The organism is Actinoplanes sp. NPDC023936 (assembly GCF_040639325.1).
Lineage (GTDB): Bacteria > Actinomycetota > Actinomycetes > Mycobacteriales > Micromonosporaceae > Actinoplanes.
This window is the reverse complement of record NZ_JBEZZR010000039.1, coordinates 54,924-80,759: the sequence shown is the minus strand read 5'-3', so window position 1 is coordinate 80,759 and position 25,836 is coordinate 54,924. Positions and strand designations below refer to the sequence as shown.

The following is a 25,836-nucleotide window of genomic DNA, read 5'->3' as shown; positions in this document are numbered from 1 at the left end:
GAATCATGGTCGAGGACAAGGTCGTACGAGCACTGCGTGCCGCCATGCTGGAGAACCAGCGGCTGCAGGAGGAGAACCGCCGGATCACGGCGGCCGCAACCGAACCCATCGCGATCATCGGCATGGCATGCCGGCTGCCCGGCGGGGTCACCACACCGGACGAGCTGTGGGACCTGCTCGCCGACGGGCGGGAGGGCATCACCACGTTCCCCACCGACCGGGGCTGGGATCCGGAGGTCGTGGACACCGCGCAGGAGCGGGACGGCAAGTCGTACGTCGACCGAGGCGGCTTCCTCGACGGCGCCGCCGACTTCGACGCTCCGTTCTTCGGCATCCCCGACCGCGAAGCCCTGGCGATGGATCCGCAGCAGCGGCTGTTCCTGGAGTCCGCCTGGGAGGTGGTGGAGCGCGCCGGCCTGGATCCGCTGTCGCTGCGGGGCAGCGAAGTGGGTGTCTTCGCCGGCGTGATGTACCGGGATTACACCGCGAAGGTCAGCCGGGTGCCCGCGGGCGTCGAGGCATTCGTCGGCCTCGGCAACTCCGCCGCGGTGCTCTCCGGCCGGGTCGCGTACAGCATGGGCTTCACCGGCCCGGCGATCACGGTGGACACGGCGTGTTCGTCGTCGTTGGTGGCGTTGCATCTGGCGGTGCAGGCGTTGCGGAACGGGGAGTGTGAGATGGCGCTTGCCGGTGGTGTGACGGTGATGGCGACGCCGGACACGTTCGTGGAGTTCTCGCGGCAGCGTGGGCTGGCGCGGGATGCGCGGGTGAAGGCGTTCTCGGACGACGCTGATGGTACGGCGTGGGGTGAGGGTGTCGGTGTGTTGCTGGTGGAGCGGTTGTCGGATGCGCGGCGGCGGGGTCATCCGGTGCTGGCGGTGGTGCGTGGGTCGGCGGTGAATCAGGACGGTGCGTCGAATGGGTTGACGGCGCCGAACGGGCCGTCGCAGCAGCGGGTGATTCGTCAGGCGCTGGCGTCGGCGGGGTTGGGCGCGGCGGATGTGGATGTGGTGGAGGCGCACGGCACGGGTACGGCGTTGGGTGATCCGATCGAGGCGCAGGCTCTTCTCGCGACCTATGGTCAGGATCGGGATGAGCCGTTGTGGCTGGGGTCGGTGAAGTCCAACGTCGGGCACACCCAGGGCGCCGCGGGCGTCACCGGCGTCATCAAGATGATCCAGGCGATGCGGCATTCCCGGCTGCCCGCCACCCTGCACGTGTCGGCGCCGTCATCCAAGGTGGACTGGGACGGGGGCGCCGTCCGGCTCCTCACCTCGCCGGTCGAGTGGCCGGCGGGGGAGAACCCCCGCCGGGCGGCGGTCTCCTCGTTCGGCATCAGCGGCACCAACGCGCACGTCATCATCGAGGAGCCGCCCGCTTTCGATCAGCCGCCCGCATCTGATCAGCCGCCCGCCGCGCCGGTCTCCTGGCCGCTGCCGTTCCTGCTGTCCGCGAAGACGCCGGCGGCGCTGCGCGTCGCGGCGGAGCGGCTCGCTCACCAGCTCCCCGACGACCTGACCGATCTCGCCCACTCGCTCCACACCAGCCGCAGCCGCTTCGTGGAGCACGCGGCGATTGTCACCCGCGACCGCGACGAGCTGCTCGCCGGGCTGAAGTCACTGGCCGCGGGTGAGCGCCATGCCGTCGTGACGTCCGGGCGCTCCGATCGTGGCTCGCTGGCGGTGCTGTTCACCGGACAGGGCTCACAGCGGCCCGGCATGGGCGGCGGGCTGGCGGCCACGTTCCCGGCCTTCGCGGCGGCGTTCGACGAGGTGTGCGCTGCCTTCGACGGTCTTCTGCCGATCCCGCTCGCGGACGCGATCGAGGATCAGGCGGCCCTGGACCGTACGGAGTTCGCCCAGCCGGCGATCTTCGCCGTGGAGGTGGCGCTGTTCCGCCTCTTCGCCTCCTGGGGCATCGAGCCGGAATTCGTCGGCGGACACTCGATCGGCGAGCTCTCCGCCGCTCACGTGGCCGGAGTGTGGTCACTGACCGACGCGGCCCGCGTCGTCGCCGCCCGCGGCAGACTGATGCAGGCGCTGCCGCCGGGCGGCCTGATGGTGGCGGTCGAGGCATCCCCCGACGAGTTGACGCTGGGTCCGGGCGTGAGCCTGGCGGCGGTGAACGGCTCCCGTTCGGTGGTGCTCTCCGGCGTGGCCGACGCGGTCGAAGCGCTGGCCGCCGACTTCGCCGCGGCCGGAAGGCGCACTCGGCGGCTGCGCACCTCGCACGCGTTCCATTCGATGCTCATGGAACCGATGCTCGACGAGTTCGCAGCGGTTGTCGCCGAGGTGACCTTCTCGGCGCCACGGCTCCGGATGCGCGGGGCGGTCACCGACCCGGCCTACTGGGTGCGGCACGTGCGCGACGCGGTCCTGTTCGCCGACGAGGTGCGCTCGCTCGCCGAGCAGGGAGTGACGACGTTCCTGGAGCTGGGCCCGGACGCGACGCTCTCCGGCATGGTCGAGCACGGCGTGGCGATCCCGGCTCTGCGCAAGGGCGCCGACGAGGCCACCGCCGCCGTCACCGCGCTGGCCCGGTTGTCCATCCGAGGCATCGAAGTGAATCTCTCACCGTTGCTCGCGAGCGGACGGCGGGTGGAACTGCCCACCTATCCGTTCCAGCGGCAGCGCTACTGGCTGGAGGCCGACATGAACGTCGAACAGACAACGCCGGACGTCGTCACCGAGGTCAGCGACACGTACGCGTCGCTGCCGGAGGCCGAACGCCGCGAGCGCCTGCTGGCGCTCGTGATCGCGGAGGCCGCGGGCGTGCCCCTGGAGAACCCGGTCACCGAGCCGATCCTGGCGGACACGCCCTTCTTCGAGGTGGGCTTCAACTCGCTGAGCGCGGTCGAGATGCGCAACCGGCTCGCGGCGGCCACCGGGCTCACCCTCACCCCGATGCTGCTGTTCGACCACCCCACGCCGGAGATGATCGCCGACCACCTGGTCGAGCAGTTCGCCAAGCAGGCCTGACGAGAGGACGATCAGATGTTTGACGTACAGACCTACCTCACCCGGCTCGGCATCGACGGCCCGGTACGGCCCGATCTCGACACCCTTCGCCGGGTGCACAAGGGCCACCTGTTGTCGATCGCGTTCGACAATTCGCTCAACGCCGACGCCGAGCGTGGATTCGAGGTGCTCGGCGACGTGCGGATCGACGACGACGCGGTCTTCGACGCCATCGTCACCGGCGGCCGCGGCGGCGTCTGTTACGAGCTCAACGGCCTGCTCCGCCGCCTGCTGACCGATCTGGGGTACGACGTCCGCATCCTGGGCGCCGCGGTGATCCAGGTGAACGGCGAGTTCGGCCCCGAGCTGGAACACATCTTCAACTGCGTGCATCTCGACGGCGAGATCTGGCTGGTCGACGTCGGCCTGGCCGGGCCCTCCTTCCTGGAACCGCTGCGGATCACCGACGAGATCCAGACCCAGTACGGCGTCGACTACCGGCTCGTCCCCGAGGACGGCTACCACACCTTGCAGCGGCGGGCCCAGGGCGCCGGCTGGAGCTCGGTCTACCGGTTCCGCCTGCAGGACCGTTCCCTTTCCGAGTGGCTGACGCTGGTGCCCACCCTCGACGACTTCCCGGTGGAGCTCCAGCTGGTCGGAACCCGCATCCACAGCCGAGCCGTCGACAACGGCCAGATGGTGCTGATCGGCCGCCGGTACGTGAAGGTCGAGGACGGCAAGGAGGAGATCCGGGTGCTGGCCCGGCCCGAGCAGTACCGCGAAGTGGTGGACCTCATCCTGACCAACACGGGGAGCTGACCGTGGAAGACGTTCTGATCGTCGGGTACGGCCCGGTCGGCCAGGTGCTCTCGCTGCTGCTCGCACAGCAGGGGCGGCGGGTGACGGTGGTGGAGCGCTGGGAGAAGGCCTACCCCATGCCGCGGGCGGTGGCCTTCGACAGCGAGGCGGCACGCATCCTTGCGGCAGCCGGTCTCGGCAGCCTCATCAACCGGGTGGGTGAGCCGTCCGGCGAGTACACCTGGACCAACGCGGCCGGCGAGACCCTGCTGCACATCGACGTGGCCGAGGTGGGCCACTGCTGGTGGCCCGAGTCCACGTCGATGTACCAGCCCGGTTTGGAAGCGGCGATGGAGGCGCGCGGCAAGACCCTGCCGAACCTGAGCGTTCTCCGTGGCGAGCGGGTGGTGGAACTGGACGATCTCGGTGATCACGTCCGGGTGGTCACCGACGCCCGCGAGCTCAGTGCCCGCTGGGTGGTCGGTTGCGACGGCGCGAACAGTTTCGTGCGTAACCGGATCGGGACCGCCATGCACGACCTGGAGTTCGCCCATGACTGGCTGATCTGCGACGTCCGCGAACAGCGACCGGCCAAGCACAAGCCGAACAACCTGCAGGTGTGCGACCCGGCCCGGCCCCGTACGTCGGTGTCGGCCGGTCCGGGCCACCGGCGCTGGGAGTTCATGCGGGTAGCGAGCGATTCGGCGGCGGAGTTCAACACCGCCGAGACCGCGTGGAAGCTGCTCGGCGAAGTCGGTGTGAGCCCCGACGAGGCGATCTTGGAACGCCACCACGTCTACACGTTCGGCGCCGCGTACGCCGACCGCTGGCGCGACGGACGGCTTCTGATCGCCGGCGACGCCGCCCACGTGATGCCCCCGTTCGCCGGCCAGGGGATGTCCTCGGGATTCCGCGACGCGGCTGCCCTGTCCTGGCGCCTGGATGCCGTCCTTGCCGGTGAAGCGGACGAGAGAGTGCTCGACTCGTACACCGAGGAGCGCCGTGAGCACGTCAAGCACGCCATCACGATGTCGGTGAACCTGGGCCGGATCATCTGCCAGACCGATCCCGGTGCGGCGTCCGACCGGGACCAGGTGATGCTGGCGATGGCGAAACGTCCGGCGCCGGCGTCCGCCCAGCGGTCCGCGATCCGGCCGCTGTCCGCCGGCTTCCGGGCCGCCGGCAGTCCGGCCGGTGACCTCATGCCCCAGGGCCGGGTCGCCGACAGCACCGGAACCCGTCTCTTCGACGAGGTGGCCGGCCACGGCTTCGTCCTGCTCACCCTGGACGCCCCGCCGGACGGCCTGCCCATCCGGGCGATCCAGTTGACCGATGACGCCCTCCGGGACGTGGACGGGGTCTACGCGAGCTACTTCGCCAGGACCGGCACCCGAGCGCTGCTGATCCGCCCCGACTTCTATGTCTACGGTGGCGCCACTGACCGGGACGGCGCGCGGAGCCTGGTCGAGCAGCTGCAGGCGGACCTGCTCGGGCCGCGCGCAGGCTCGGAGCAGGATCGGCGGGTCGGTTCCGGCGCCGGCACACCCGGCAAGGCGTGGTCTGCACCGGCATGAACGTCGTTTCCGGCACATCGGTGATCGCGTCCCTGCTTCCCGCATCGGTGACGGTGGTGGAGCAGTTCGAGGACATCCCGGGCGAAGAGCCGTTCCCCGGTGAGGAGGACCTGATCGCCGGTGCGGTCGAGGTTCGGCGACGGGAGTTCGTGACAGCCCGTCGCTGTGCCCGGCAGGCGCTGGAACAACTGGGGCATGCGGCCGCACCGCTCAGGTCGGGGCCGCGCCGTGAGCCGCTCTGGCCGCCCGGCATCGTCGGTAGCATCACGCACTGCACCGGTTTCCGGGCGGCAGCGGTGGCCCGGCGTATCGATCTGGCGGGGCTCGGCATCGACGCCGAACCGCATGCCTCGCTGCCCGCGGGCGTCGAGGCGTCGGTGGCAGGCCCCGCCGAGCGGGCGCGTCTGCGGGAACTGGAGGCCGCCGTCCCGCAGACGCACTGGGGTCGCGTCCTGTTCAGCGCCAAGGAGTCCGTCTACAAGGCGTGGTACCCGCTGACCGGCCGGCGGCTGGGTTTCGAGGACGCCGACCTGCACATCGATCCGCGCGCCGGATCGTTCCGCGCTCGCCTGCTGGTCGACGGATCCCGCGCCGGCGGCGGCCGGCCGCTGACCGAGATTCGCGGCCGATTCGCCGTCGGCCGCGGCCTGATAGTGACAGCGGCTCAGGTCCATCGGCGTCATGGACGAACCGGTTCGGGGTAGGGGCAGCACTACCCCGAACCTGGGTGCAGGCTTCATGGGCGCCGCTGAGCAGCCGGAATAGCGTTCAATCATGATCAACACTCTTACGGCCACGGCGGCGCCGGCGATCTCGGTGCAGGGGCTGAGCCGTACCTACGGCAGCGGCCCGGCCGCGGTTCGCGCTGCCGACGGCATCGACATCGACTTCCGGCGCGGGACGTGGACCGCGGTGATGGGACCGTCCGGCTCGGGCAAGTCGACGTTGCTGCACTGCGCGGCGGGGCTGGAGAAGCCCGATCACGGCCGGGTGCTGCTCGGTGACACGGACCTCACGCTTCTCGGGGACGACGAGCTGGCGGCGCTTCGCCGTACCCGAATCGGGTTTGTCTTCCAGAGCTTCAACCTCATCGGCTCGCTGACCGCCGAGCAGAACGTGGCGCTGCCGCTGCGGCTCGCGGGCCGCAGGCCCGAGCGCGGCCTGATCCGCGACGCGCTCGCCGCTGTCGGCCTGGCCGACCGCGGCCGCAACAAGCCGCGCGAGCTCTCCGGCGGCCAGCAGCAGCGGGTCGCCGTCGCCCGGGCCATGGTCACGCGACCGGAGGTGCTTTTCGCCGACGAGCCCACCGGCGCGCTCGACACCCGCTCGGCCCGTGCGGTTCTGGATCTGCTGCGGGGCACCGCCGACGCTGGTCAGACCATCGTGATGGTGACGCACGACCCGATCGCGGCGGCCCGCGCGGACGTCGTGGTCTTCCTGCGCGACGGGCGCATCGTGGACCGCCTCGCCGGAGCCGGGATCCGCGAGATCACCGATCGCCTCGTGGCCCTGGAGGCCTGACATGATGCGACTGAGCTGGGCCGGTGTCCGTGATCGCTGGCCGATCTTCCTCGGGGCCGTGCTGACCGTCTGCCTCGGTGTCGCGCTGGTGCAGTCCTCCCTGCTGCTGCTGGTGTCGGCGGCGACCCTCGGCGCACCGGCCGGCGCCTCGCCGAACGCGCGGATGAGGTTCGCCGAGAGCAACGAGGCCCTGGTGGCGCTCCTGGCCGTGAGCCTCGGGTTCGCCGCGCTGTTCGCGGTCTTCATCATCGCCTCCACCTTCGCCTTCGCCGTCGAGCAGCGCCGCCGTGATTTGGCCCTGCTGCGGATCGCCGGCGCCACCCGCCGCCATCTGCGACGGCTGCTGCTCGGCGAGGCGCTGCTGCTCGGTGTCGCGGGCACGCTCGCCGGCATCCCGGCCGGTGTCGCGGCGATGGCGGTGCAGACCCGGCTGCTGCACAGCCTGGGCCTCGCCCCGGACGGGTTCACCGGCCGCTGGCAGGGCTGGATCGTCGCGGTATCGGCGGGGACCGGCGTTCTGCTGGCCGTCGCCGGTGTTCTGCTCGCCGCCCGCCGCGCGGGCCGGATCCGTCCGCTGGCGGCGCTGCGCGACTCCGAGGAGACCGTGACGGCGATCCCCGCCGGACGATGGGCGCTCGGCCTGCTGTTCGCCGCGGGCGCGCTGGTGCTGGCCGGTCTCGCCCCGGTGGGCGGCGCCGTCGGCGGACAGGCGATGGCGACCAGCGTGTGCGTCTGTGCGGCGATCGCGCTGAGCCTGCTCGGCCCGGTACTCGTCCGCGGCATGGCCCGGCTGGTGCCCGGCCGGGTGGGCGGCGTCGCGGGCCTGCTCGCGGTCGCGAACCTGCGCGACGATGCCCGCCGGACCGCCTCGGTCGCCGCGCCGCTGCTCGTGCTCACCGGCCTGCTGCTCGGGCAGGCCGGCGCCGCGTCGTCGTTCACCGCGGCCGGGCGGGCCGAGCAGCACCGCGACACCCGGGCGGACCTGGTGGTCGAGGGCGCCGCCGAACTGCCGCGGACGACGGGCGTCGCGGCCACCGCCGCCGAGGCCCAGATCTCCGTCGCCCTGACCACGGGGAGCGGTGAGATGGCCTACACCAGAATCACCTCCGGTCTGGTCGTCGACGCCGGGGAGTACGCCCGGGTCCATCCGACCGCGGGGAACCTGAGCGCCCTGCGCGGCGCCGCGGTCGCGGCCGGGCCGGGTGCGGACGGCTTCTCGCCGGGTGACACCGTCGGCGTCCGGGTCGGTGACACCGATCTGGGCCGGTTGCCGGTCGTCGCGGCGGTGCCGCAGCAGATCGGCGGCGGCGCCACCGTGCTCCTGCCGTCCGGGCTGCTCACCGCCGATCAGCTCACCGGCGCGACCTGGCGGACCTTCGTCACGCTCGCCGACGGCGCCGACCCGCGAACCGTGGCGGACGCGCTCAGCACGGCCGGGCAGGTCGCCACCGCCGAGGACTGGCTACGGCAGGACGCGGCGGCCCGCACCTCGGCCGGCGACGGTGTCCTGATCGCCGTCCTGGGCCTCGGCGCGCTGTACGCCCTGGTCGGCGTCGTCAACTCGATCGTGATCACGGCTGCGGCCCGTCGGCGCGAGTTCGCCGCGGCTCGGGCGGCCGGTCTCACCCGCGCCCAGGTGATCCGCGCCGCGGTGGTGGAATCCTCGCTGGTCACAGCGATCGGGCTGGTCCTGGGCGGGGTGGCCGCGAGCGGCACGCTGCTGGCCGTGCTCTTCACCACCGGCACGGTCTCCGGCGAGGCCACTCTCGACCTGCCGTGGCTCCTGATCATCACGGTGGCCGTCGGCGGGTTCCTGACCACCGGGATCGCCACCGCGCTGGCGTCGTGGTCGGGAACCCGGACCCGGCCGGTCGCGTTGCTGGCCGCGCGGGAGTGACGGTTACCCGGGCGTTGCCATCGGCGAGCGGACGGCGGCGAACCGGATGGGTACGCGTACCTCGAAGCCGATCGACTCGTACAGCCGGATGGCCGGGGTGTTGTCCGCGACGACGTGCAGGAAAGGCGTCTCGCCGCGGGCCCGGATGCCGTAGGCGCGCGCGCGGACCAGGCGGCCGGCCAAGCCGAGCACCCGGCAGTCTCGACGTGCCGGGTGCTCACTCGACCGGTCATGAACGGCCACCCGGCTCAGGCGGCCGGGGTCAGTGCCTGTCCGTAGTTCTCCACCGCGAGGTACGGGTTGAGGTGCGGATGGCGGCTGCCGACCGCCACGTCCCGCCAGTACCGCGCAAGGGCGTTCGTCTCGGCGAAGCCGCTCGCGCCGTGCAGGTCGAGCATCAGGTCGACCGCGTCGCGGCAGTCTTTGGCAGCGTCGGCCAGGTCCATCTGCAACCGCGGGACGACGGCCCCGGTCAGCTCGTCGCCGTCGACGGTCGCGGCGATCGCGAGCATGGTGCGCTCGGCACGGTCGACCAGCCGGGTCGCCTCCGCCAGCCAGTGCCGGGCGCCCGGGGCGTCACCCATCCGCGCGTACGCGGTCATGAACGGCTTGCGGTCCGAGGCGAACATCTCACCGATGACGTCCAGCGCTCCCCGGGCCGCGCCGGCCACCGGGCCCAGCACGGTCAGCTGGATGAGCAACCGGTCGGCGGCGCGGGCCGGCCTCGGCACCGGCGCCAGCCGCCCGGCCGGCACCAGGACGCCGTCGGCCACCAGGGTGTGGCTGCCGGTGCCGCGCATGCCGGCCATCCGCCAGGTCCGCTCGATCGTCAGGTCGGCCACCGGGATCAGCGCCAGGACGACGGCGTCGCCGTCCCGCGCCGCCAGCGTGGCCCAGGTGGCGTCCTCGCACCCGGAGGCGTTGGGCCAGCGGCCGGTCACCCGGATGCCGTCGCTGTCGCGTTCGACCCGGCCACCGGGAAAGCCGACCCCGCACGCCAGGACGTCGGGGTCGGCGAAGAAGTCTCGCTGGACGTCCTCGGGGAAAGTGGCGGCGGCGAGGGTCTTGGCGGTCGCGCAGGTGCCGGCGATCCACGCCGTCGCGGGACAGGCCCGTCCCAGCTCGGCCAGCTCGCGGGCCACGCGCGTCGCGCCGGCCCCGGCGCCGCCGAACGCCGCCGGGGTTCGCAGCGCGAACGCTCCGGTTCGTCGCGCGGCGATCAGGCTGTCCCGTACCGGGTGGCCCTGCCGCTCGGTCTCCGCCGCGTTGGTTGCCAGGATCTTCAGTTCGGTGTTCACAGCAGTGAACTGAATCATCGCGGCACTGTGACCAGCCATACGCGGCTGTTCCGTGGTGATACGCGTGTGTGCCGCGTGGCTACGATCGGGCGGTGGACGTGATCGGCGAGGCGGTGGGCAGCATTCGCAGCGGCCGGGTCCACGCCCGCCGGATCCATCGATCCGGCGCGTGGGGTCTGCGATTTCCCGCCTTCACCGGTGTCGGCTTCCATGTCGTCCTGCACGGGACCGGCTGGCTCATCACCCCCGGCGGGCAGCCGGTGGCGCTGCGCCAGGGTGACGTCGTGCTCGCTCCGCACGGCGCCGAGCACGGCCTGAGCCACGTCGCCGTGCCGGGCCTGAGCGGTCTCCCGGTGCCGGAGAAGCCGACCGGTGACCCGGGCCCGGAACCGGCCGACCTGGCGATCATCTGTGGGGCGTACCGGCTCGATCACGGTCAGGTGCACCGGTTCCTCAAGGACCTGCCGCCCGTCATCGCCGTCTCGCCCGATTACGCGAAGCACCCGGAGCTGCGCGCGCTGTCCACGCTGTTGAGCACCGACGTCGCCGAGGACCGCTCGGGTTCCGCCACCACCCGGTCCGCGCTGGTCGATCTCATGCTGGTCCACGTGCTGCGCCAATGGCAGGAGCAATCCGGTACGGGCGGCTGGCCGGCAGTCGGCGACCCCGGGATCACCGCCGCCCTGCGGGAGATCCACGGCAGCCCGCAGAAGCCGTGGACCGTGCGGCAGCTCGGCGAGGTCGCGGGCCTGTCCCGGACGGCGTTCACCCGGCGGTTCCACACGCTGGTCGGGACACCGCCGATGGCGTACCTGATCGGCTGGCGTCTGACCAGCGCCGCGCGCCTGCTCCGCGAGACCCGCGCGCCGCTCGCGGCCATCGCCCGCCAGGTCGGCTATGCGACGGAGTACGCCTTCGCGGCCGCTTTCCGCCGTGAGTACGGCATCTCGCCCGGCCGCTTCCGGGCGGACGCGGGTTCTCCCGTCCGCGGGAGGCCGGCCGCCGCACCCGTGCCGCCCGCTCGTCAGTGATCGCCGTGCGGGGACGTCTCCCGCAGCCAGAGGCGGTCGGCCACCCGGTCCACCGCCCGGTTCAGGTAACGCCGGTAGGTCGTCATGGGCAGATGCAGCCGTGCCGCGGCAGCCTCCTGCGACGGCACGTCCTCGAAATAGGTCACCCGCAGTGTCTCGTGCAACCGCTGGTGCGGTGACTCCTGGCCGATCTCCTCGACCGCCTCGGTGAGCAGCCGGTCCAGGGCGGTGGCCGGGTCCGGCGCCGGGTGCTCGGCGACCATCCGGGTGCCGAGCAGCGGGTTCACCGCTGCGCGGTCCGGGTCGCGTCGCAGGCGCAGGCTGTCCCGGACCGCGGCGTCGAACCCGGACCGGGAGAGGATGGTGTAGCCGCTCGCCGGCGCGCCGCCGGGGCCGGGCCGGCTGCCGAACAGGTCCTCGGCGCCGACCGCCTCCAACCAGGAGGAGAGCGGCCGGGCCCGCCAGTCGTGTCCGTAGAGCCCGCCCTGCGGAACCTTCGTCACCAGTTCGTGCTGGGAGTACACCATCAGCTCGTCCCAGAACGACGGGTCCGACCAGAGCGTGTAGCTCCAGGCCGGTCGTGCCGCGGTGAGGTAGGTGCCGACGAGCCGTTGCAGCGCCAGATCGAGGATCTCCGAGGGCCGCTGGTAGGTGACCGGGTCGATGATGAACCGGGCGACGCCGATCCGCTCGCCGTCGCGCAGCGGCGCCGTGGCCTCGGTGTGTGCCCAGGCGGCTGCCGTGACCGGGTCCGTGGCGGCGAGTTGCCCGTCCGCCGCACCGAACCGGAGCCAGGCGAGGAACCCGACGGGCTCGTCGGTGTCGCACCGGCGGTGTACCTGGAAGGCGTCCGGTTGATGCCGCAGCCAGTGGGCGACCAGATCGGCCGACTCCGGGCCCTCGGCCCGGCGGGTCATGTCGAGCAGCGCGGACCGGTCGCCGTGTCGCAGCCGGGTCTCGGTGACGCCGCCACGCCCGGTGAAGCGGTAGTAGCGGCTCTTGATCCGGCCGTTGCGGTGCAGGTAGTTGACGGCGTCGACCCGGTGCAGCAGCGATGCCGGCGCCGCCGCCTGCACCTCCTGCACCAGGTGCGCCAACATCCTGCGGTGCATCGCCTGGTACCGGGTGGGATCGCGCCACCGCAGATCGGTGTCGAGCGCGTCGCGGATCATGTCATGCGGCCGGAGGCCGTCGCGGCCCTCCTCGATGTAGGGCTGGTCGCGCAGCCACTGGAACAGCGGTTCGATCTCCTCGTCCGGCAGGGCCGCACGCAGCAACGCCTCCGTTGTCCCGCGCGCGTGCGCGCAGATGTGCAGGGCTTGGCGGTGGGCCGGTGACGGGACCTCCTCGACCAGTTGGCGCAGCAGGGTGGAGGTGACGTCCTGCGACGGCTGCCAGGCCCCCTCGCGGACGGTCACCTCGGCGGCGAGCGACAGCGCGAGCGGGTGACCGTTCGCGTAGGCGATCAGCTGCTGCCGGTGCTCGGGCGCGACACCGCGGACCGAGAGGAGCTCGGCCGACTCCGCCGGGGTGAACGCGCCGACCGGCAGCACCCGCACCAGCGGGGACCAGCCGGGGTCGGTACGCCAGGCGAGGTCCAGCGGCCGGCGGCCGGCCAGCACGATGACCGTCCCGTCGGGCAGCCTGGGCAGGAAACGTTCCCTGAGCCAGCGCTCCAGACCCTGGCAGTGCTCGAAGGCGTCGATCAGCAGGACGGGTAGGCCGGCCGTGAAGACCTCGGCGGCCTCCGACTCGAACGCCGCGGGTCCTCCGGTGACCGCCTTGCCGTCGACCTCGATCGCCGGTCGGCCGTAGGTGGCCGCGATGTCGGCGAACCGGCGCAGGAGCGCTGACTTGCCGATGCCGGCCGGCCCCTGCAGAAAGAGGAGCACGGGAGCGTCCGGCGCCCCGTTCAGAGCCTCCCCGAAGACGCGAAGGTGTGCGTCGCGGCCGGTGAAGGTCGTGCTCCGGGTTTCTCTGAGCCGGTCCGCCAGACGGCGTTTCGGTGGGTCGGCGGGCACGTGCACGACAGCCATCGTAGGCCGGTGTCGCCGGTCACCCCGCCGGTGCTGCGGCGGGTGGACGGGAAACGGCGGCGAATCGGAGCCGGAGAAGGGCAGATCGGCGGTGTTCTGGACTGGGAAGTGGCGGGTCGCTCCCGAAGGCTTGATACCGCACGACCGAGACCCGGATCGTGCAGCGTGACACGAGGAGCGACATGACTAGGGCTTACGTCAGTGCGGTCGTCCCGGCCGAGGCCGCGGAGGTCTGGGCGGTTGTTCGGGACTTCGGTGGACTCGCCGGATGGCACCCGCAGATCGCCCGGAGCGAGATCACCTCCGGCGGCGACCCGGCCGCGGTCGGCGTGGTGCGCTCGGTGCGGTTCGCCGCGGCCCGGATCGGAACCGAGGAGCGGCTGGTGACGCTCGACGACGTCAGCCGCACGCTGGGCTACGAGGTCGCCGAGCACCCGTTCCCGGCCCGCCGGATCGCCGCGGTGATGCGCGTCAGCCCGGTCACCGACAGCGGGCACACATTCGTCGAGTGGTGGGCCGACCTGGACGTCGACGCCGCGGACGAACCGGACAGCGCCGGCTTCGTCACCGGCCTCTACGGCGCCGGCCTCGCCGCGCTGCGGGAACGGTTCGCGGCATGAGCGCCCCGGTGGCGTACGGATCCGGCGAGCTGGCCGGCAAGACCGCTCTCGTGACCGGTGGCGGCCGGGGGATCGGAGCGGCGATCAGCCGCCGGCTGGCCCGGGCCGGCGCCCGGGTCGCGCTGCTCGGCAGCGGGGCGGACCATCTCACCCGCCTGGCCGCCGAGCTTCCGCATGACCCGGTCGTGGTCCAGGCGGACCTCGCCCGGCCCGGCGCGCCGCTGACTGCCCTGCGGGAGGCGACCGAGCGGCTGGGGCGGCTCGACATCCTCGTCAACAACGCGGGCTTCGGCACCTTCGGCGCGAGCGACGAGGTCACCCCGGAGGCGTTCGACGCCTTCATGGCCGTGAACCTGCGGGCTCCGCTGCTGCTCGCCGGGCACGCCGCGCGGCACATGGCCGACAACGGGGGCGGCAGCATCGTGAACATCTCCTCCGGCATCGGGCCGTCCGGCAACACCGGATGGGTCCTCTACGCCACCGCCAAGGGCGGGATGGAGGCCGCCACCCGGACCCTTACCGCCGAGTGGGGGCCGCACAACGTGCGCTGCAACGTGGTACGGCCGGCTCTGATCCGTACCTCCGAGGCGTGGCCACCGCCGGGCTGGGACGAGAACGTGCGGGACGACTACCTGCGCTCTGTTCCGCTGCGCCGCATGCAGGAGGCGACCGACGTCGCCGAGGCGGTGCTCTTCCTCGCGGGCGACACCGGGCGCAACATCAGCGGCGCGTTCCTGGACGTCGACGGCGGCTGGGGCGTGTTCAAACCGTCGGTCGTGGGCGCCGACGTCTGAGGCCACGCGGTCGGCGTGACCGGCTGGCGCGCTGATCCGGCCGCCGGCGCAGGTCAGGGCGTCTGCTCGGCGGTCAGCCCGATCAGGGCCAGGTCGAGCAGGCGTTCGGCCTGGCCGGGTTCTCCGGATCGGTCGAGGGCGAGCGCGATGCCGGTCAGCAGGGTGAAGACCTCGGTGGCGGTGACATCCGGCCGGGCTGCTCCGGCGGCAAGCAGCGACTCGATGGCGGCCATGATCTGGTGAGGGCTGTCCGCATACGGGTTGACGCCGGAGGCCACCACGGCGCGCAGGGCGTCGGCCATGCCGAACTTGGCAGTGGTGTACTCGATCAATCGGCTCATCCACGCCCGCAGCGCCTCCTTCGGGGTGAGGGCCGCCAGCAACTCGGGGGCGGCGGCACAGAGCCGGGTCAGTTCGTTCTGGTAGGCGGCCGCGATCAGCACCTCCCGGGTCGGGAAGTTGCGGTAGAGGGTGGCGCTGCCGACCCCCGCCTCCTTGGCGATGCGCTCCAGGTGGGCGCCGAGTCCCTCCTCGGTGAAGATGCGTACCGCCGCCGACAGGATCCGCTCGCGGTTGCGCCGTGCGTCGGCCCGTAACGGGCGTTCCGTGTCCCTGGTCACCGGTGTTTCAGGTCCCCTCACTGGAAAGTGGGGGCGTCCCCACTTATGCTTCGGTTAAGTGGTGGCGCCTCCACTTCCAGTCTAGGGCAGTCCTGCCCGCGATCGATTCCGCATGCCCGGACCCGCGAACCGAACGGCGCGGGCGGGCGGCACAGCACAGGGAGTGCAACCAGTGAGCACCTCGCTCAATGACACCGGGACACCGCAGGCGAACGCCGCCGCCGCGCCGGCCCGGCACGTGACCGGCGGTATGGCCCTCATGCTGCTCGCACAGCTCATGTTCGTTCTCGACACGACCATCATCAATGTGGCGCTGCCGCGCATCGGCGCCGGCCTGGGCTTCGCGCCGGCCACCCTGTCCTGGGTGGTCAACGGGTACGCGCTCGCCTTCGGCGGCCTGCTGTTGCTGGGCGGCCGCCTCGGGGACGTCCTCGGCCGCCGGCGTGCCTTCATCATCGGCGTCGCGCTCTTCACCCTCGCGTCGCTGGCCGGTGGACTCGCCCCCGCGCCCGGCTGGCTGATCGCCGCCCGTGCCGTGCAGGGCGCCGGTGCGGCGCTGGCTGCACCCGCGGTTCTGGCGCTGCTCACCGTCAGCGCCCCGGACGAAGCGGCGCGTCGCCGGGCCCTCGCGCTCTTCTCCGCTGTCGGCGTCGGCGGCGGAACCCTCGGGCTGGTGCTCGGCGGAGTGCTCACCGAGTACGGCTCCTGGCGGTGGACGATGTTCGTCAACGTCCCGATCGGCGTAGCCGTGCTGGTCTTGACGCCCCGGCTGGCCTTGACGCCCCGGCTGGCCACCGCGGCCCCGGGATCGTCCGGACGCTTCGACGTCCTCGGGGCGATCACCGCCACCGGTGCCGCGACCGTCACCGTCTGGGCTCTGCTCCAGGCGCCGGAGCGCGGCTGGACCTCGCCGAGCGTGCTCGGCGGCCTGGTCGCGGGCGCGGTCCTGCTGGCGGCCCTCATCATGACCGAGCGCCGGGTGGAGCACCCGCTGCTGCGGCCCGCGCTGCTGCGTGACCGGCGGCGGGCCACCGGCCTGATCGTCTCCACACTGGTCTTCGGCGGGCAGATGTCGATCTTCTTCCTGGTCGTGCAGTACCTCCAGCGTGAGCTGGACTTCACGCCGCTCGCCGCCGGCCTGGCATTCGTGCCGATGACCGCCGGGATCTTCGCGATGTCGAGGGTCACGCCGCGGCTGGTGGGGCGGTTCGGGCAGACGCCGTTGCTGATCATCGGCTGCCTCGGCCTCACCGCCAGCTACGCCTGGCTCAGCGCTGTCGGCGACATCGGCGGCTACTCGACCGCTGTGCTGGGGCCGCTGCTGCTCAACGGCATCGCTGCCGGGCTGACGTTCATGCCCGCCGCCTCGCTCATCCTCGGCGGGGTCGCCCCGGCTGACGCCGGAGCAGCGTCCGGTCTCATGCAGACGTCGCAGCAGCTCGGCGGCGCGGTGGGACTCGCGGTCATCGTCTCGGTGTACGCGGCCGGGGCGATCCCGGAGGCGTTCCTGCCCGGCGTCCGTGCCGCTTTCCTCACCGCGGCCGGCCTGACCGTGCTGGCCGTCATCACTGTGGTGGCGCTGCTGGCCGGGCGCAAGGCCGCGCCCGCCGCCTGATCCGGAGACCTCGGGTCAAGGCGCTCCGGCTCAGCGGAAGCCCTGGTCGCAGGGTGGCGAGTCCGGGAGGACATGTGGGGGCGACTCTGCAATCCAGCGCGGCCGATCTCAACCCCATGACCGGCACTTCGGAGAAGTCACTCCCGGACCCGCGGAGAGCGATTCTACCTGTAGGTGATGTCGCTCGGGGAGACCTTGCAGTTGGCGTCGTTCCAGCCTGCGCCGAGGTACTTGGGCTCGCTGCCCTTGGCGACGCCCTGGTACTTGCCGCAGACCGTGGCGCTGGAGCTGTTGGTCAGAGTGACGCGGGTGATGGTCGCGGTGTCACCCCAGTTGCTGTTGATGCCGGCGACCATGTCGATGTCGTTCAGCAGCACGTTGTCGATCTTCACGTGGCGCTGGTACGAGTTGGTGCAGTTGCCGCAGCCGCGGTACAGCTTGCCGGAGCCGCTGAGGTAGAAGCCGGAGATGCTGACGGTCCCGTTGCCGTTGTGCTGGAACGTCTTGTCGCTGCCGGAGCGCGCGCCGCCGCCGATGACGTAGCTGGTGCCACCGCCGGTGCCCTTGAAGGTGGCGGCGTCCTCGCCGATGTCGTTCCACCACACGTTGCGGATGGTGCAGGTGCCCTCGCAGTGCACGCCGTCACCGGCGGGGGAGCCGATGATGACGTTCTGCAGGGTGCCGCCGTTGGCGATGCTGAACATGGGGTCCTGCGACTCGCTCTGCGAGCCGTCCCCGATGCAGCAGTAGGTCTTCATGCCACCGTCGAACGTGCCCGAGACGGAGACAGTGTCGTTGATCGACACCGATCCGGCCGACGACGGCCACGCGCCGGTCGGGGCACCGGTGCCGCTGGTCGGGGTCGGCGTGGGGCTGCCGGTCGGGCTCGCGGTGGGGCTGCCGGTCGGAGTCGAGCCGCCGGCGTACGTCTCGAGCTCGGCGATCCGTGGCGCGCCGGACGCGCTGGTGATCTCGAAGGTGAGCTTCTTCAGCGACGTCGCGGCGAAGGAGACGGTGCTCGGGCTGCCGCTGCCGCTGGCCAGGACGCTGCCCTGGTCGGCGTTGAGCACCCGCCAGGCGCTGATCGAACCGCCGCCGGAGGCCTGCTTGACGACGGCCGAGGACACCGTCGTGGCGCTGCCCCACTTGACCGAGACGTACCCGGTCGCGCCGGCCGGCGACCAGTAGGTGCCGGTGTTGCCGTCCCGGACGTTTCCGTAGCTGGTGCCGCTGGCCTTGCTGGAGCCGTCGGCGCCGGCGCCGAGGCTCAGATTGTCCGCGGCCAGAGCCTGCGGGGACGGCAGCGCCACCATGATCGCGGCGCTCGCGGCCGCGGTGGCTGCCGCGGCCATCCATCGAACTGCGATGGGTCTTCTCATCGATCTCTCACCTTCGGGTGGGGATGGGGTAGCGCTCTAACAGGGGGAAAGCGCTTTCCTCCGTACGATAGAGAAGCGTCGATTTGTTGGCAAGGAGGCAGTCGAGGAAAGGCCGTGCCCCGCAGCGACGCGGGACACGGCCTTTCCTCGACTGTGGCAGCTGGTCAGTCGTCGGTCGGGTTCCAGCCGTCGGCCCCGACGAGGTACTTCGGCGCGGTGTCGCCGGCCGCCGGGGTTCCGTCGCCCGAGGCGGAGGCGGAGGCGGACGGGGTGGGAGCGGACGGGGTGGGAGCGGACGGGGTGGAGGCGGACGGGGTGGAGGCGGACGGGGTGGAGGCGGACGGGGTGGGAGCGGACGGGGTGGAGGCGGACGGGGTGGGGGCGGGTGTCGCCGGGGCCGGGACGGCCGGGTACCAGGTGGCCGCGCCGAGCCAGTCGGTGACGGTTGCCGTCACCGAGGCGGCCGGGCTGAGCTGCGGGCGGTTGCCGTTGACTGTCGCGCCGTCGCCGGTGTTGGCGTACTCGGCCAGCCGGCCGAGCGTCCACGGCTCGCCGGCCGGGCCGGTGCCCCACGGCTGTGCGGCGTTGATGCCGGCGCCGAGGGACGTCTCCCGGACCAGGGCCTGACCCACCGAGTTCGGCGTGTACTGGTCACCCCAGGCCCGGTACGGACGGCCGAGCTGGATGTTCGTCACGCCGGCCGGCGTGGTCACCGTGCTGTTGATCAGCAGGATGCCCTTGGCCGTCGCGGCCGTGCTGGGCGTCAGCACCGTGCCGCCGCCGGCCTTGACCGCGATCGTGGTCTTGTTGATCACGAGGGTGGCGCGGCCGAGGACGATGTCGCTGGTCCCCTCGATGACCGAGTTGTCGATCATCTGCCGAGCGCTCGCCGTGTAGGTGGACGTATCGGCGAAGACCGTACGGTTGGTGCCCTTGAGCGTGACGTGCTCCAGCAGCACCTTGTCACCGGTCATCGACACCGCGGGGGCGGCGCCCGAGGCGGTGGTGTTGCGGACCGTCAGGTCGCGGACCGTGACCGCCGAGCCGGTGATCGACAGCGCCGCGCTGGAGGTGCCGTTGGTGATCACGACGTCGTCCGGGTTCCCGGTCGAGCCGACCAGCGTGACGTTGGCCTTCGTCATGGTCACCGGGCCGGCATAGGTGCCGGGCCCGACCGAGACCACCCAGTTCGCCGATCCGGTGGCGGCGTCGAGGGCGGCCTGCAGGGTGGGGTAGCTGCCGGTTCCGTCCGCGGTGACCGTCGCGTCCACGCGCAGGGCGGGCGTGGCGGTGACCGTCGCCGAAGCAGCCGAGGTGTTCCCGGCGGCGTCGACGGCGACCACCGCGTAGCCGTACGCAGTGCCGTTGGACAGTCCGGTGTCGATCAGGCCGGCCCTGGTGAGCAGGGCGCTGCCGACCTGGTGGGCGGCGTCGAGGGGCACGGCGCCGGCGCCGGTGACCCGGTAGACGCGGTAGCCCGCGATGTCGGCCTCGGCGTTCTCGGCCCAGCTCAGCGTGACCTGTCCGGCGCCGCCCCGAGCGGTCACGCCGCGGGGCGCGGCGGGTGCCACGTCGGCGGCGGCGTCGGCGACCGGGTTCCAGCCGTCCGTGCCGGCGAGGTAGGTCGCGGCCGTACGGGTGGCGGCGTCGGCGTCGGACAGCTGCGGCCGGTTGGCGTTGACAGTCGCACCGGCGCCGGTGTTGTGGTACTCGGTCAGGCGGCCGTCGGTCCAGGACAGGGGCGCGAAGTCGGCCCACGGCTTGGCGGCGTCGATGCCGTCGTTGATGGTGGTGTCACGGATCGTGAGCTGGCCCCGGGAGTTGTCCGGCTGGCTGCCGTCACCCCAGCCCTGCCACGGGCGGCCCAGCGTGAACGTGCCCGGGTCGTTGGCACTGACGATCCGGCTGTTCGTGACCAGGTAGCCGTTCGGGTTCTTCGACGCCGTGCTGGGCGCGAAGATCGTCCCGCCGTTGCGGGTGGTGGCGTGGATGGTGACCCGGTCGAAGACAGCTGTCGCCCGGCCGAAGATGAAGTCGACGTTGCCCTCGATGAAGCTGTCGTAGTAGTACTGCCGGGCGTAGCCGGCGCCGGTGGCCGAGATGTTGCCGGCCGAGTCGGCGAGCAGGGTGTCCTGCGCGCCGAGCAGGCGCACGTTGCGGTAGACCTGCCGGTCACCGGTCGCCTTGAGCGCCACGGCCTGGGTGTTGTTGGCGCCGATCTCCGGGTGCTTCGCCGCGTCGAAGGTGTTCGAGATCGTCAGGTCCCGGACCGTGACGTTGCCGGCCGTGACGGCGACGCTGAAGCTGCCGGAGGTTCCGCAGGTGGCGGCCGTGACGGTCGGGCAGGTGGCAGCCCCGGCCGGTGTCCCGTTCGCGTTGTCGTAGGTCAGCACGACGTCACGGGCGTCACCGGAGGCGCCGGCGATCACCAGGTACGGCTTGGCGATCGTCACCACCTGCCGGTAGGTGCCCGGCTTGATGAGGATCACGGTGGGCTTGCCGGCGGTGCCGGCCGGCGCGGCGGACACCGCGGCCTGCAGGGTGGTGTAGTCGCCGCTGCCGTCGGCGGCGACGGTCAGGTCGGCGACCAGCGGCGCCGCGCCGGGGGTCGCGGTCGCCGTGGCCGACGCCGGGGCGGCGTTGCCCGCGGCGTCCACCGCGACGACGGTGTACGTGTACTCCGTCCCGTTCGTCACGGACTTGTCGGTGTACGCCGCCTTGGCGACGGTCGCCACCAGCTGGTCGGCGCGGTAGACCCGGTACGCGGTGACGTCGCTCTCGACGCTGTCGTCCCAGGTCAGGTTGACGGCCTTGTCGGCGCCACCGGCGACCAGGCCGGTGACAGCGGCCGGTGCGACGTCGGCGCCGGCGTCGGCCACCGGGTTCCAGCCGTCGGCGCCGGCCAGGTAGGCCGCCGCGGTGTACTCCGAGGCCTGTTCCGCGGTCAGTTGCGGCCGGTCGGCGCCGGCGCCGCTGCCGGGTCCGGTGTTGGCGTACTCGGCGAACCGGGCGGTGTGCCAGTCGGTGACCACGCCGCTGTTGGTCATGTCGGTCCAGGTCGCGGTGCCGCTGACCACCGAGCTCAACCAGCTGTCGCGGACGACCACCTGGCCGAGGGCGTTGTCGTCCTTGGCGCTGGTCCCGTCGGCCTGGGTCTTGCCCGGCTGCCAGGGCCGGCCCAGGTTCTGCGAGCCGTCCGGGGCGCTGCCGATGATCCGGCTGTCGGTGATCAGGAAGCCGTACTTCTGGCTGATGTCGGTGCTCGCCGCGGTCACCGCCCCGTTCGGGGAGGTCGCGTGATCGAGGGCCTTCAGGGTGCTGTGGTCGAACACCGCGGTGGCCCGGCCGAAGATGAAGTCCACGTCGCCTTCGATGTACGCGTCGTGGAAGTAGACGCGGGACTGCGTGGTGGTCGCCGGCGAGTTGGCGTACAGGGTGTCCTGGTTGCCGAGCAGCCGGACGTTGTCGAAGACGAGCTTGTCACCGGTCGTACGCAGGGCCACCGCCTGGCCGCTGGGGTACGTGCCCTCCCGGTACGAGTTCTGGATCGTCAGGTCCCGCATCTGCACCGCGTTGCCGGTCACCACCACGGTGGCGCTGCCGGACGTGCCGTAGGTGGCAGGGGTGCCGTCCTCGTTGGGCGCGGCCCCCGGGATCGGGGTGCCGGCGGCCCGGTTGCCGTTGATCACGACGTCGGTGGCCGTGCCGGTGGCGCCGACGACGATGACGTACGGCTTGGCGAGCGTGAGGTACTCGTCGTACGTGCCCTTGGCCACCGCGATGACCGTCGGGTCGGTCGCGGTGCCGGCCGGCGCGGCGGCGAGCGCGGCGGTGAGCGTCGTGAAGGTGGTCTCCCCGTCGGCGGTCGCGGCCGGGTCGACGGTGATGTCCGCGACCAGCGGGGCGGCCGCGACGGTGACGGTGGTCCCGATCGTGGCCGGCGACTCGGCGCCGCTACGGGAGACCGCGGTGACGGCGTACGCGTAGCTCGCGCCGTTGGTCACGGTCGTGTCGCTGAAGGTGGGAGCCACCACGCCGGCGACCTTGGTGAGCGCGCCGGTGCCGGCGTCGGCCCGGTAGACGTTCCAGCCGATGACGTCGGCGGAGGTGTCGTCGTTCCAGGTCAGGTGCACGACCCGGATGTCGGTGGCGGCCGCCAGCCCGGTCGGCGACGCCGGCGCGGCGGTCGTCGCCGGCAGCATCGGGCTCCAGCCGTCACTTCCGGCGAGGTACTTGGCGGGCGTGGCGTTCGCCGCCTCCTTGTCGGTCAGCTGCGGCCGGTTGGCGTTCAGCGTGGCGCCCGGGCCGATGCTCCGGTACTCGTCGAAGCGGGCGTCCTGCCACTTGAAGTTGACCTTCGTGCCGCTGGAGTCGGCGGTGGCCATGTCCTCCCAGGGCGCCGCGGCGTCGATCGCGGCCGGCAGCCAGGTGTTGACGAACACCGCCGATCCGATCGCGTCCGGGTCGGCGCTCGGGTGCCAGGGACGGCCCAGGTGCACGGTGCCGGCCGCCGCGTCGCTGACGACCTTGCTGTCGACGAACAGGAACCCGTACTTGCTGCCCGTGTCGGTGCTGGGCGCGGTGATGGCGCCGTTGTCGGACTTGCCGCGATCCAGCGACCTCAGCGTCACCCGGTCGAACACCGCGCCGGCCGCGCCGAAGACGTAGTCGACGTCGCCCTCGATGTAGCTGTTGACGTAGTACTGCCGGGAGCGGGTGGTCGGCTTGGGGGTGTCGGCGAGCAGCGTGTCCTGGTTGCCGAGCAGCCGGACGTGGTCGGCGGTGAACCGGTCGCCCTCGACCCGCAACGCGACGGCCTGCTGGCTGGTGATCTCCGGGTGGGCCCTCTCGTCGAAGGTGTTTGCCACCGTCAGGTTGCGCAGCGTCACGTTCTTCGCGGAGACGAAGACGGTCCGGCTGTCGGCGGTGCCGTAGGTGCCACCGGCCGGGTCCGCCGTGCCCGACGCCTTGTCGTCGGCGATGACGACGTCGGCCGGGTCGCCGGTGGCGCCGACCAGGACCACGTTCGGCGACGTGATCTCGAACTTCTCGTGGTAGGTGCCGGCCGCGATGGTGATCATCGTGGGCTGCAGGTTCGAGGCCGGGAGGGACGCCAGCGCCTCGGTGATCGTCCGGAACGCGCCGTTGGCGCCGTCCGCGGCGACGTAGAGGTGCGCGTAGTCGATCGGCAACGCGATCGGGTCGGTGGCCGAGGTGGCCGACGCGCTGCCGGACACCGCTGACACGTTCCCGACCAGGTCCAGCGCCGTCACCTTGTAGTACTGCGGGACACCCTTGGGCGCGCTGGTGTCGGTGAAGGCGGGCGCCGTGCCGGCCTTGGCCGCGGTGAGCGTGCCGAGCAGGACGTAGCTGCCGCCGCTGCTCGACGAGCGGCTGATGCTGTAGCCGGCGAGGTCGGTCTCCTTGTTCGCCGCCCAGGTCAGCGCGATGCCGTGGGTGGCGTCGGCGACAGCCTTCAGCCCGGTCGGCGCGGCCGGCTTCACCATCGGGCTGGCCGCGGTGACGGCGCTGTAGGAGGAGATGTTGCCGGTGGTGTCGACCGCGCGGATCCGGAAGTACGCGCGGGTCCCCTCGGTGATCGTCGGGTCGGTGAACGTCGTGGCGGTGAGCGTGGCGCCGGCGGCCGGCAGGTAGTCGACGTAGACCTTGTCGCCGTTGCGCTTCTGCACGGTGTACCCGGCGAGGTCGGTCTCCTTGTTCGCCGCCCAGGTCACGGTCATGCCCGCGGCGGCGACGGTCGCCTTCGCGGACGACGGCGCGGCCGGCGCCTTGGTGTCGGCGGCGAGCGTGACCGAGGCGGTGGCGGCCGGCGAGACACCGGCGCTGTTGACCGCGGTGAGCCGGTAGTACGACGTCGCTCCGGCCGGCGCGGCGGCGTCGGTCAGCGTGGTGCCGGTGACCGGCGTGGTGGTCAGCGCGGTGAACGGGCCGGCCGCTGCGGCGGCGCGCAGGACGGAGTAGCCGGTGGTGGTCGCCGTCGCGTTCGCCGTCCAGGTCAGGACCACGCCGCCGGTCTTGCCGGCGACCGCCGTGAAGCCGGCCGGCGTGGGCGGGAGCGCCAGGGGGTCGGCCGGCCGGGTGGCCGATCCGGTCGCGGCGGAGGAGGCGTTACCGGTCAGGTCGACCGCGGTGACCCGGTAGTACGCCTTCGCGCCGGCCGGTGCGGTGGTGTCGGTGTAACCGGTGGCGGTCAGCGCGGCCGGGGTCAGCTGGGTGTAGGCGCCGCTCGACGAGGCCGCCCGGTAGACCAGGTAGCCCCGCAGATCGGCTTCCTTGTTCGCCGACCAGGACAGCGTGATCCCGGTGGTGGTGGCGGTCGTCTTGAGGCCGCTCGGTTTCGCCGGAGGCGTGGTGTCCTTCGGAATCGCCACCGAGGCGGAGGCGGGTTCCGAGGCGCCGGCCGCGTTGATCGCGGTGAGCTGGTAGTACGCCTTCGCGCCGGCCGGGGCGGTGGTGTCGGTGTAGCTGGTGCCGGTCACCGGGGTCGCGGTCAGCGCCGCGAACGGGCCGGCTGCCACGGTGGACCGCTTGACGACGTACCCGGAGGTGGTGGACCCGGAGTTGGCGGTCCAGGTCAGCGTGGCGCCGCCGGCGGCCGTTGCCTTCGCCGTGAAGCCGGCGGGGGTCGGCGGCGGCGTGGTGGTGCTCGCCGGCCGGGTCGCCGAAGCGGTCGCCGCGGACGAGGCGTTGCCGGTCCGGTCGACGGCGGTGACCCGGTAGTACGACGTACGGCCGGCCGGGGCGGCCGAGTCCAGGAACGACGTCGCGGTGTACGGGCTGTTGGTGAGCTGGCTGAAGGTGCCGCCCGACGATGAGGAGCGGGCCACCACGTAGCCGGCCAGGTCCGGAACGGCGCCGACAGCGGTCCAGCTCACCGCGACACCGGCGGCGGACGCGGTCAGCTTGAGGCCGCCCGGCTTGTCCGGCTCATCGGTGTCGACCGTCTTCACCGTGACAGCACTGGACGGCTTGGACAGGTTGCCGGTGGTGTCGACGGCCGCGACCGCGTAGTAGTACGTCTTGCCGGCGACCGCCGTGGTGTCGGTGAAGGTCAGCGCGGTGGTCGTGCTGCCCAGCAGGTCGGTGGCCGGCACGATGGTCTTGCCGGTCGACCGGTAGACGCGATACCCCGCGGTGTCGGAGGCCGACACCTTGCCCCAGCTGACCGACACGCCGACCTGACCGTAGTAGGCGGTCTTCAGGCTGCCCGGGACACCCGGGGCGGTCGTGTCGGTGGCTGCCGACGCAGCCGTCACGCTCAGGCTTCCGGCGCCGAGGGCGAGGAAGGCCAGGAGGGCGACCGGTCGGTACAGCCGGGGAGTGGACCAGAACGGTCTCACGGGGCGATGCGGCATGGGGGTCTCTTCCAACGACGTGCGCGGCCGCGGGTTGACGTGGCGATTCGCGGCGGGACACTTGATGATCACCCCTGATGTGACTCTGCGTGATGTCCGCGGGCGAAACGCGACCGGCCGGCCAGGCGGTTGAATCTGACCGTCATGCAACGCCCGACAAATGATCATGCGATCCGGTCGGGTCGTGCCAGGCTGCGACCTGTCACGGGGATGGACAAGCGGCCGATGACCTGCACCCACGGCGAAACCGCTGACCTGCTGGGCCGCAGCCCTCGGTCGGACCTGGTCGCTGAGGGGTATCGCTCAGTCACTGTGCGTGA

The 25,836-nt window shown here is 72.1% G+C and carries 16 protein-coding genes; 10 read left to right on the top strand and 6 right to left on the bottom strand.

What is annotated here, in order from left to right; genetic code table 11:
• Positions 1–5: 5 nt before the first annotated feature.
• From AB0F72_RS34605 to AB0F72_RS34580, 6 genes are all read left to right on the top strand, one after another.
• On the top strand, positions 6–2,978 hold the full coding sequence (locus tag AB0F72_RS34605) for a beta-ketoacyl synthase N-terminal-like domain-containing protein (protein ID WP_360440611.1): 2,973 nt from the start codon (positions 6–8) through the stop codon (positions 2,976–2,978).
• Positions 2,979–2,993: 15 nt separating this feature from the next.
• Entirely contained in the window at positions 2,994–3,776 is a 783-nt protein-coding gene (locus AB0F72_RS34600; RefSeq protein ID WP_360440608.1) for an arylamine N-acetyltransferase, read from the top strand.
• Positions 3,777–3,778: 2 nt separating this feature from the next.
• On the top strand, positions 3,779–5,329 hold the full coding sequence (locus AB0F72_RS34595) for a bifunctional 3-(3-hydroxy-phenyl)propionate/3-hydroxycinnamic acid hydroxylase (RefSeq protein WP_360440605.1): 1,551 nt from the start codon (positions 3,779–3,781) through the stop codon (positions 5,327–5,329).
• A gap of 20 nt (positions 5,330–5,349) precedes the next feature.
• Complete coding sequence (locus AB0F72_RS34590) at positions 5,350–6,033, top strand: 4'-phosphopantetheinyl transferase superfamily protein (RefSeq protein WP_360440620.1); 684 nt, start codon at positions 5,350–5,352, stop codon at positions 6,031–6,033.
• Between the two features lie 70 nt (positions 6,034–6,103).
• Entirely contained in the window at positions 6,104–6,850 is a 747-nt protein-coding gene (locus AB0F72_RS34585; RefSeq protein WP_360440602.1) for an ABC transporter ATP-binding protein, read from the top strand.
• A 1-nt stretch (position 6,851) separates the two neighbouring features.
• On the top strand, positions 6,852–8,747 hold the full coding sequence (locus tag AB0F72_RS34580) for an FtsX-like permease family protein (RefSeq protein WP_360440599.1): 1,896 nt from the start codon (positions 6,852–6,854) through the stop codon (positions 8,745–8,747).
• A gap of 3 nt (positions 8,748–8,750) precedes the next feature.
• Here AB0F72_RS34580 and AB0F72_RS34575 read toward each other — a convergent pair whose 3' ends face one another.
• Together AB0F72_RS34575 and AB0F72_RS34570 are read right to left on the bottom strand one after the other, a co-directional pair.
• Positions 8,751–8,990: a GNAT family N-acetyltransferase gene (locus AB0F72_RS34575; protein ID WP_360440596.1), complete on the bottom strand. Its 240-nt coding sequence runs from the start codon at positions 8,988–8,990 to the stop codon at positions 8,751–8,753.
• Between the two features lie 5 nt (positions 8,991–8,995).
• A complete protein-coding gene (locus AB0F72_RS34570) occupies positions 8,996–10,063 on the bottom strand; it encodes an acyl-CoA dehydrogenase family protein (RefSeq protein ID WP_360440592.1) in 1,068 nt (355 codons plus the stop codon).
• A 74-nt stretch (positions 10,064–10,137) separates the two neighbouring features.
• Between AB0F72_RS34570 and AB0F72_RS34565 the strand changes: the two genes are divergently transcribed.
• Positions 10,138–11,076: an AraC family transcriptional regulator gene (locus AB0F72_RS34565; RefSeq protein WP_360440589.1), complete on the top strand. Its 939-nt coding sequence runs from the start codon at positions 10,138–10,140 to the stop codon at positions 11,074–11,076.
• On the opposite strand, the gene AB0F72_RS34560 is transcribed toward AB0F72_RS34565, so the two are convergent.
• Positions 11,070–13,103 (bottom strand): ATP-binding protein, encoded by a 2,034-nt coding sequence (locus tag AB0F72_RS34560; protein WP_360440586.1) that lies wholly within the window; start codon positions 13,101–13,103, stop codon positions 11,070–11,072. The genes AB0F72_RS34565 and AB0F72_RS34560 overlap by 7 nt on opposite strands.
• A gap of 191 nt (positions 13,104–13,294) precedes the next feature.
• On the opposite strand from AB0F72_RS34560, the gene AB0F72_RS34555 reads away from it, so the two are divergent.
• Together AB0F72_RS34555 and AB0F72_RS34550 are read left to right on the top strand one after the other, a co-directional pair.
• Positions 13,295–13,732, top strand: coding sequence for an SRPBCC family protein (locus tag AB0F72_RS34555; protein WP_360440583.1), 438 nt, complete (start codon positions 13,295–13,297; stop codon positions 13,730–13,732).
• Entirely contained in the window at positions 13,729–14,526 is a 798-nt protein-coding gene (locus AB0F72_RS34550; RefSeq protein WP_360440580.1) for an SDR family NAD(P)-dependent oxidoreductase, read from the top strand. Before AB0F72_RS34555 ends, AB0F72_RS34550 begins: the two co-directional genes overlap by 4 nt.
• A 53-nt stretch (positions 14,527–14,579) precedes the next feature.
• Here AB0F72_RS34550 and AB0F72_RS34545 read toward each other — a convergent pair whose 3' ends face one another.
• Positions 14,580–15,146, bottom strand: a complete 567-nt coding sequence (locus AB0F72_RS34545; protein ID WP_360440577.1) for a helix-turn-helix domain-containing protein — start codon at positions 15,144–15,146, stop codon at positions 14,580–14,582.
• 172 nt (positions 15,147–15,318) lie between these two features.
• On the opposite strand from AB0F72_RS34545, the gene AB0F72_RS34540 reads away from it, so the two are divergent.
• A complete protein-coding gene (locus AB0F72_RS34540) occupies positions 15,319–16,761 on the top strand; it encodes an MFS transporter (protein ID WP_360440574.1) in 1,443 nt (480 codons plus the stop codon).
• 164 nt (positions 16,762–16,925) lie between these two features.
• Here AB0F72_RS34540 and AB0F72_RS34535 read toward each other — a convergent pair whose 3' ends face one another.
• On the bottom strand, positions 16,926–18,140 hold the full coding sequence (locus AB0F72_RS34535; RefSeq protein ID WP_360440571.1) for a pectate lyase: 1,215 nt from the start codon (positions 18,138–18,140) through the stop codon (positions 16,926–16,928).
• Positions 18,141–18,304: 164 nt separating this feature from the next.
• A complete protein-coding gene (locus tag AB0F72_RS34530; RefSeq protein ID WP_360440568.1) occupies positions 18,305–25,501 on the bottom strand; it encodes a pectinesterase family protein in 7,197 nt (2,398 codons plus the stop codon).
• Positions 25,502–25,836: the final 335 nt, after the last annotated feature.